At 38.7% G+C, this 6,497-nt stretch carries 5 protein-coding genes, 1 tRNA gene and 1 rRNA gene; 5 read left to right on the top strand and 2 right to left on the bottom strand.

The window, feature by feature from the left end; all coding sequences use genetic code 11:
- The 3 genes from rrf to QZ735_RS10735 form a co-directional block, all read left to right on the top strand.
- Positions 1 to 106 (top strand): 5S ribosomal RNA (gene rrf, locus QZ735_RS10745); the annotation flags it as partial.
- Between the two features lie 1,560 nt (positions 107 to 1,666).
- Positions 1,667 to 3,907: a CocE/NonD family hydrolase gene (locus QZ735_RS10740; RefSeq protein ID WP_294248050.1), complete on the top strand. Its 2,241-nt coding sequence runs from the start codon at positions 1,667 to 1,669 to the stop codon at positions 3,905 to 3,907.
- A gap of 230 nt (positions 3,908 to 4,137) precedes the next feature.
- Complete coding sequence (locus tag QZ735_RS10735) at positions 4,138 to 4,398, top strand: SemiSWEET family transporter (RefSeq protein ID WP_367117847.1); 261 nt, start codon at positions 4,138 to 4,140, stop codon at positions 4,396 to 4,398.
- 162 nt (positions 4,399 to 4,560) lie between these two features.
- Here the strand turns inward: QZ735_RS10735 and QZ735_RS10730 are convergent, their stop codons facing one another.
- The gene (locus tag QZ735_RS10730; RefSeq protein WP_294248044.1) at positions 4,561 to 4,683 is read right to left on the bottom strand and encodes a GNAT family acetyltransferase; all 123 of its coding nucleotides are present in this window, start codon (positions 4,681 to 4,683) and stop codon (positions 4,561 to 4,563) included.
- A 409-nt stretch (positions 4,684 to 5,092) separates the two neighbouring features.
- Here QZ735_RS10730 and QZ735_RS10725 point away from each other — a divergent pair, with 409 nt between their 5' ends.
- Positions 5,093 to 5,713 carry a DUF4468 domain-containing protein gene (locus tag QZ735_RS10725; RefSeq protein ID WP_294248043.1) on the top strand — a complete coding sequence of 207 codons (621 nt, stop codon included), beginning with the start codon at positions 5,093 to 5,095 and terminating at the stop codon, positions 5,711 to 5,713.
- 16 nt (positions 5,714 to 5,729) lie between these two features.
- Positions 5,730 to 6,275, top strand: coding sequence for a hypothetical protein (locus QZ735_RS10720; protein ID WP_294248041.1), 546 nt, complete (start codon positions 5,730 to 5,732; stop codon positions 6,273 to 6,275).
- Between the two features lie 151 nt (positions 6,276 to 6,426).
- Here the strand turns inward: QZ735_RS10720 and QZ735_RS10715 are convergent.
- Positions 6,427 to 6,497, bottom strand: a tRNA-Cys gene (locus QZ735_RS10715).

The raw sequence follows: 6,497 nt of genomic DNA, 5'->3' as shown, positions 1-6,497 counted from the left end.
GGTGGTTTTAGCGGTGGGGCTCACCTGTTCCCATTCCGAACACAGAAGTTAAGCCCACCAGCGCCGATGGTACTGCGAATAGCGGGAGAGTAGGTCGCCGCCAGTCTTTTTTTAAACCTCATACATTTTTGTATGAGGTTTTTTTATGCCCATACATCAGGGATGAGTTATGAGTTATGAGTGATAGATGATGAATGATAAATGATGGTGTGAAGTTCAATATTCGGTGTTCTTATCAGTAGCCATGCACAGCGGTCCCGTGGGCATCCGGGTTATCCGTCTGCCGGTTATGTTCTCTTCTCTTCTTTTCTTTTCTTTTCTTTTCTTTTCTCTTGTTACCTCTCTGTTCTTTGCCTTTGTTATCCAAAAGGGGGAAACAGGCCGCTTCTATGGAGCCTGATTCATTGTGGAACGTGCTGCTATGAACATACCGCCCCTACGGGGCTTAAATCCGATCTGCTGTAATGGGATGCTGCAAACAGGCGGCTCATATGAAGTTTTTTCTGCCTTACTTTTCTAAGTGATGGTACACCAGGCATTATACGATACTCTGACAGGATGCGGGTCTTTTATCATATGGCAATAGCCATCAGCCCGGATGCAGGTCTTTGGACAGCCGCCGAAACCACCCGCAACCGGCATAGCCCCGATAGCAGCGGCATCCTTTTTTTGCCCCGGGACAAGCCCGGCAAAAAAAGATACAGCGGATAGCGGGAACAAGCTCCTGAAGTCAATTCAAAACCCTAAGAAATGAAAAATAGGGTCCGGGGTTATCCTTTACAGTTTCCAGTCGTGCTGATAAAAACATTGTAAACGATCTTTTTCATACTGAGGATTGCTTTTACTCATTCATGATCTGTCATACTCCTTTATCGCAACCGTCGGCATTCTTATTTTATTTATTCATCTGTTCATCTGTTTAACACAGACCGATTTTATTCACTTTCATATACCGTAATTCTATGCATTGTCATCATGTAGGGATATCGGAAGAAATTGCCGGTTAAGATCCCTAAACTGTTTTGCATCAGTCAGTAAGCTCAAAGGAAAAAAAATTCCTTAGTATCTGAACGGATTGAGGATCAATCAGGCTGCGGAGGAACTGAACAGAATAAGAAATTAAGGAAAACTTAGTATTTTAGCAACTGCAAATGAGGCAGGGCATAAAAGTTTCGGGTCTTTTGCCAATGGATACAAAAAAGAGTACCTGCACTTTACCGTGTTAATATAATAGATTACTCCAGCAGCAAGATAAAGCCAAAGAGAAGAGTAGGTGATTACTATACTATTGGTATATGGAATTGGTCAGCCTAAGCGTTGTTATTTCTAAAGCGTAAGATAAAGTCAGTTACCTTATTATGGATGATGATGATTAGAAATGTATCAGCAAATACAAGTAGAGGAGTCATTTTGAGACAAGATGCTTTTGAGTCAGTGATACTATAGGAAGACAATGGAATCCATACTGTATGACCCAGATCTGGAGAACGGCTTATGATCAGTCCGAAGATGGGTGGGTTCTCTACCGCCGGTATAAGACAATCTGAGATTATTATGGAAACCGGTAATTTCTGCAGCTACATTGATTGCTGATGATGCGCCGGCTGATTCGTTAGACTGATCAGCAGCCTCTGAAAGAGATTATGCATTAGTATAAAACTAATATATGAAAAAATTTTTTTTGCTTGTTTTCATCCTGCTGTGCGGAACTCTGTTTTCCCAGAAAATTTTTATTCAGCGGGCTGAGAAAATAAATGCTGATAATTTAGCAGGCTTTGTGGCTTACCTGGCACTAGAATTAGAAAAGACGTATACTGAAAAGGATAAAACGGTTTTTTATGATAATCTTTTCAGGATTAATATGGTGTCGGGAAAACAGAATCTTGCCCTGCAGAGACTGGATTCCGTACGCCGCTTTTATCTTGCTAGCAATCCGGACGCAGCCCATGCCATGGGAACGCAGTATGAAGTGTATATGAAAACCTTACAGCACACCGCGCATGGAAAAGAATTTGCAGCAGCCTACACAGACGAACTGTACAAAAAATACCAGACCTTATCGCTGCAGTCGCAGATTCTTTTGCCCCGGTACTTTGATATTGATCTTTTACGGCTACAAAAAGAAATTGATGATCTGCTGAAATCAGAATTCACCCGGAAAGACAGTGTCGATATAAAAACCGCTCTTTTACTCTGCAGAAAATACAATTCTTACCATGTGGCAAAAGAATCTTTCAAATATGCTGATCCGCTTCTGAAGAAATGGGAAGCCCATACATTTACAGTACGGGACAGCCTGCTGATCACCTCAAAAAAAGGACATGATATCAGTATCAGGGTTGTACTGAACAATACCATAAAAAAAGGATCGTCGATTGTTGTCAATACCATCTACTCGCAACCGGATGATGTAAACGATGCCAAAGAAATTGCAAGCCGGGGATATATGTGTGTATATATCAATGCCAGGGGAAAGTTTCTGGGCCATCAGAAAATCGAGCCTTTTGAGCATGAACATGAAGATATCAATGAAGTAATAGACTGGATTGTGAAGCAGCCGTGGAGTAACGGGAAGGTGGGAATGATCGGCGGAAGTTATCTGGGATTCAGCCAATGGGCAGCAACCAAAAAATTACATCCGGCACTAAAGACCATCATTCCGCAGGTCGCAGTAGGAATAGGAATCGATTACCCGATGCAGAATAATATTTTCATGTCTTATATGCTGCAGTGGCTGGATTATGTTACCGGTACGCCCACCGTTAATCAGGAAAGCTTTTCTGACAGAAAAAAATGGATGAAAATATACAGGGACTGGTATACCAGCGGAAAACCTTTTAATCAGCTTGACGCCATCAGCGGGAAAAAAGACGACCTCTTCCAGCGCTGGCTCCAGCATCCTTCTTATGATCGCTACTGGCAAAACATGGCTCCCGTTTCAGAAGATTATGCGAAGATCAACATTCCGGTATTAACAACAACCGGCTATTTTGATGACGATCAGATCGGAGCGCTTACTTATTATCAAAATCATACAAGATATCATAAGCAGGCTGATCATTACTTGATCATCGGTCCGTATGACCACGGAGGAGGGCAGGGCTACATCAAAAATAGAATAGCAGGCCTGAATATTGATCCCGCAGCGAATATCAACCTGAAAGAAGTCTGTTTCCAGTGGTTTGATTATATACTGGGAGGCAAGGAGAAACCGGTTTTTCTGAAAGATAAGATCAATTATGAAGTAATCGGGAAAAATGCCTGGAAAAGTGCAGCGTCCATGGATGAATTTGATAAGCACAAAAGGAAATACTACCTGGACGAAAAAATGAAATTATCACCTGCCCGAAACAAACCCGGCTATTGCTCCACATTAAAAGTAGACCTGAAAGACAGAAGTGATGCAGACAGGATCCTGAAATATTCATCTGACATCATCACAGACAGTTTACCCGGTACAAACCATTATCTGGCGTATACTACGGATCCGTTCCGTGAGGAAACCGAAATTACCGGTGCATTCTCAGGAACATTGAGTTTCGCTGTTAATAAAAAGGATTGTGACATTTCAATGAATCTGTATGAGGTACTGCCGGACGGAAAATACTTTTTACTTTCAAAGTACATAGGCCGGGCAAGTTATGCCGAAGATCCGGCGATCCGGAAATTACTCGTTCCAAATGCCATCACGACGATTCCTGTAAAAAATACGACTTTCATCAGCAAAAAAATTGAGAAAGGAAGCCGGTTGATGCTTTTGGTGGGCATTAATAAAAACCCTTCGTGGCAGATCAATTACGGTACCGGGAAAGATGTGAGCGAAGAATCGGTTAAAGATGCCGGGGAGCCACTCGAAATCAAATGGTATAATGACAGCTATATTGAAATTCCATTCAGCAAAGAATAGCGTCTTATTTACTGATATTTACCTTCCCGCCTCACATTAAAAGTCTGTAATCCGCTGCTTCTGAAATGATCATTGGTGAATGCCTGGTACATAGTATCGTACGGAACCCTTCATTCAGACCGGCACTTTCCCGGAAACATCTGATTTTATACCGGTATAAATTACATCTGTGAGACGAGGCATTTTCCTGGCATAATAATTTCAGGCAGGTATTGCTTACATATGAAACTATGAATGAAAAAATGATGCAGATATTGGGCTGGGTAGCTACCGTAACAGCCATGGCCATGTATTTTTCCTATATTCCGCAGATCTCCGGTAACCTGAAGGGTGAAAAAGGCGATTGGCTGCAGCCGCTGGTGGCCGGGATCAACTGCAGTCTGTGGGTTATTTACGGCCTGATCAAAAGGCCTAAAAAAGACTGGCCGATTGTAGTAGCCAACAGTCCGGGTATCTTTTTCGGATTTTTTGCTTTTGCCACGGCGCTGTAAGAAAGCTTCCGGCGGCCGTCTGTTTGCTTCCGGCGTTTGAGATCAAGCGGTAAACTTAATTTTACATCGGAAACCGGGCCGTTTTTAATTTACTGCCTGTAGTATGATCAGATAGGTGTATGCCCTAACAAAAAAGCCCCGGTAAGGGCTTTCTTGTTGATTCTAGTTCGGTTCGCAATAGCATCTGCCGTTGATGATTACCTGATGATAACCTTCGGCGCACTCAAGACAGATTTCAGTGCCTGCCACAATCGCTTTCAACTGCTCTTTTTTTAATTTTTTCATAAGAATTTTTTTGGTAGTGTAAATATAGAAAAAATCCAGTCACGGAGAATTATTTAATGGCTTATTTTGAATAGGTGGTGCGTGATGAAGAAGGAGCATATAGGAACTCAAAGATTCTCGGAAAAGCAAAAAATAATTTAAATGAATGTGAATATAAAGCAGAGAATTCTTTTTTCTATAGATCAGGACATAGGATGAAATATTGCAGTACATTCATAAGGTGAAAATTTAAATTCTAAGTAAGGTTAATGTACTAAGAGCATGTTAGATCGCTATTTATTTTCTGGGTTTGAAATAGGAGTAATTTCAATATTCCATGAATTATCATGCAATGTGGTATCTTTTTTATTTTACGGGATTCCGTAAAATCATATTTCAGGGAATTTGTATATTCACCCAAAAATTAGCTATGAGAAAAAATTCAATATTATTGTTTGCCTTTTTAGCAATATCAGTTCTTGCTAACGGTCAGGAGTTGGAAATAGTTGATGGGGATTATACATATACTAAAGTCATTGAAAGTAATAAAACAAAAAGCGAAATATATTCTACATTAAAAAAGTGGTTGAACAATGTTGCTGTAAAATCAAAATTTGTTATAGATCAAGATGATCCAGATACAGGTATTCTTAGTTTTAATGAGGCTTTACCAACTATGGAATATGATTTTCTGACAACAGCTAGAACTTCTTACAAGGTGAATATTGAAATAAAAGATAAAAAGGTAAGATACATAGTAAATAATATTGTACTTAACAAGGAATTTAAGCAGATAAGTATTCCAGAAATAAAACAGCCCTACAATAGCTTACTAAAAGATATAGAGGCCGAAAATGAAAAATATACATTAAATAAAAATTTAATGGATCAAGAATCAAAACCTCGGCTTAAAAAGAAATTAGAAACAGAATTTCTGAATGCAAGAAATAATTTGCGATCACTTAATGAAATCAATGAAATGATTAAGATTCAAATTATATCAAATGAGAATGTGATTAAAGAAAAAATTAACCAAAGTGATGACTGGTAGTAAAAAAAATCACCTTATGAAAAAATTAATAGCGATTTTTATATTTTCAGTTGTATCAGTAAAATCTCAAAGTCTGCAGGAATTTATAGCTGTGTCAGATAGCTTCAAACAAAGTTTTGATTTTTTAGAAAGTAAAACAGGACTTATTCCGGTTGATACAGATTATAATTTCGGGTTGGAAAGAAGATCCTATAGTTCTGCAAACTTTCATATGATAGCTTATGAACGAGATGATAAACCAGGTATTGATGAATTTGCATTAATGGCCAGTACTGAAATTGAAAACAATAAAGAATCTTGGTTCAACATCTGCAAAATGATGAATTACAATCCTGACTATGAATTTGTAGAGTCATTATTGTTTAATGATGATAATACATTATCAAAGAAAAATATTGATTTTAAAAATATGATCGAGATATTACGATCGGCAAATAATACTGAAGAGTATATTTACTTTATAACTTTCAAAAGAAAGGGCGTATTTTATAATATGAATGTGGTAAACGGAAAAACTTTATATCGAATTAAGAATAATTATACAAATCAAATTAAAAAATAAAAGCCCCAACCGGGGCCTTTTTTATTGCTGTTCGCTATTGCGTGAATTTATCAGATCTTATTAAAAAAAATAAATGTTGGAATATGGTTGGAATTTTTATAAACAAAAAACCCTTAAAAGCTTTTAATAAAGCAATTAAGGGCTTATCCTGAGGTACCTAGCGGATTCGAACCGCTGTAGATGGTGTTGCAGACCACTGCCTAGCCGCTCGGCCAAAGTACC

This window comes from uncultured Chryseobacterium sp. (assembly GCF_913776365.1).
Classification (GTDB): Bacteria; Bacteroidota; Bacteroidia; order Flavobacteriales; family Weeksellaceae; genus Chryseobacterium.
The sequence above is the reverse complement of the archived record's forward strand: the minus strand, read 5'-3'. Positions and strand labels throughout refer to the sequence as shown.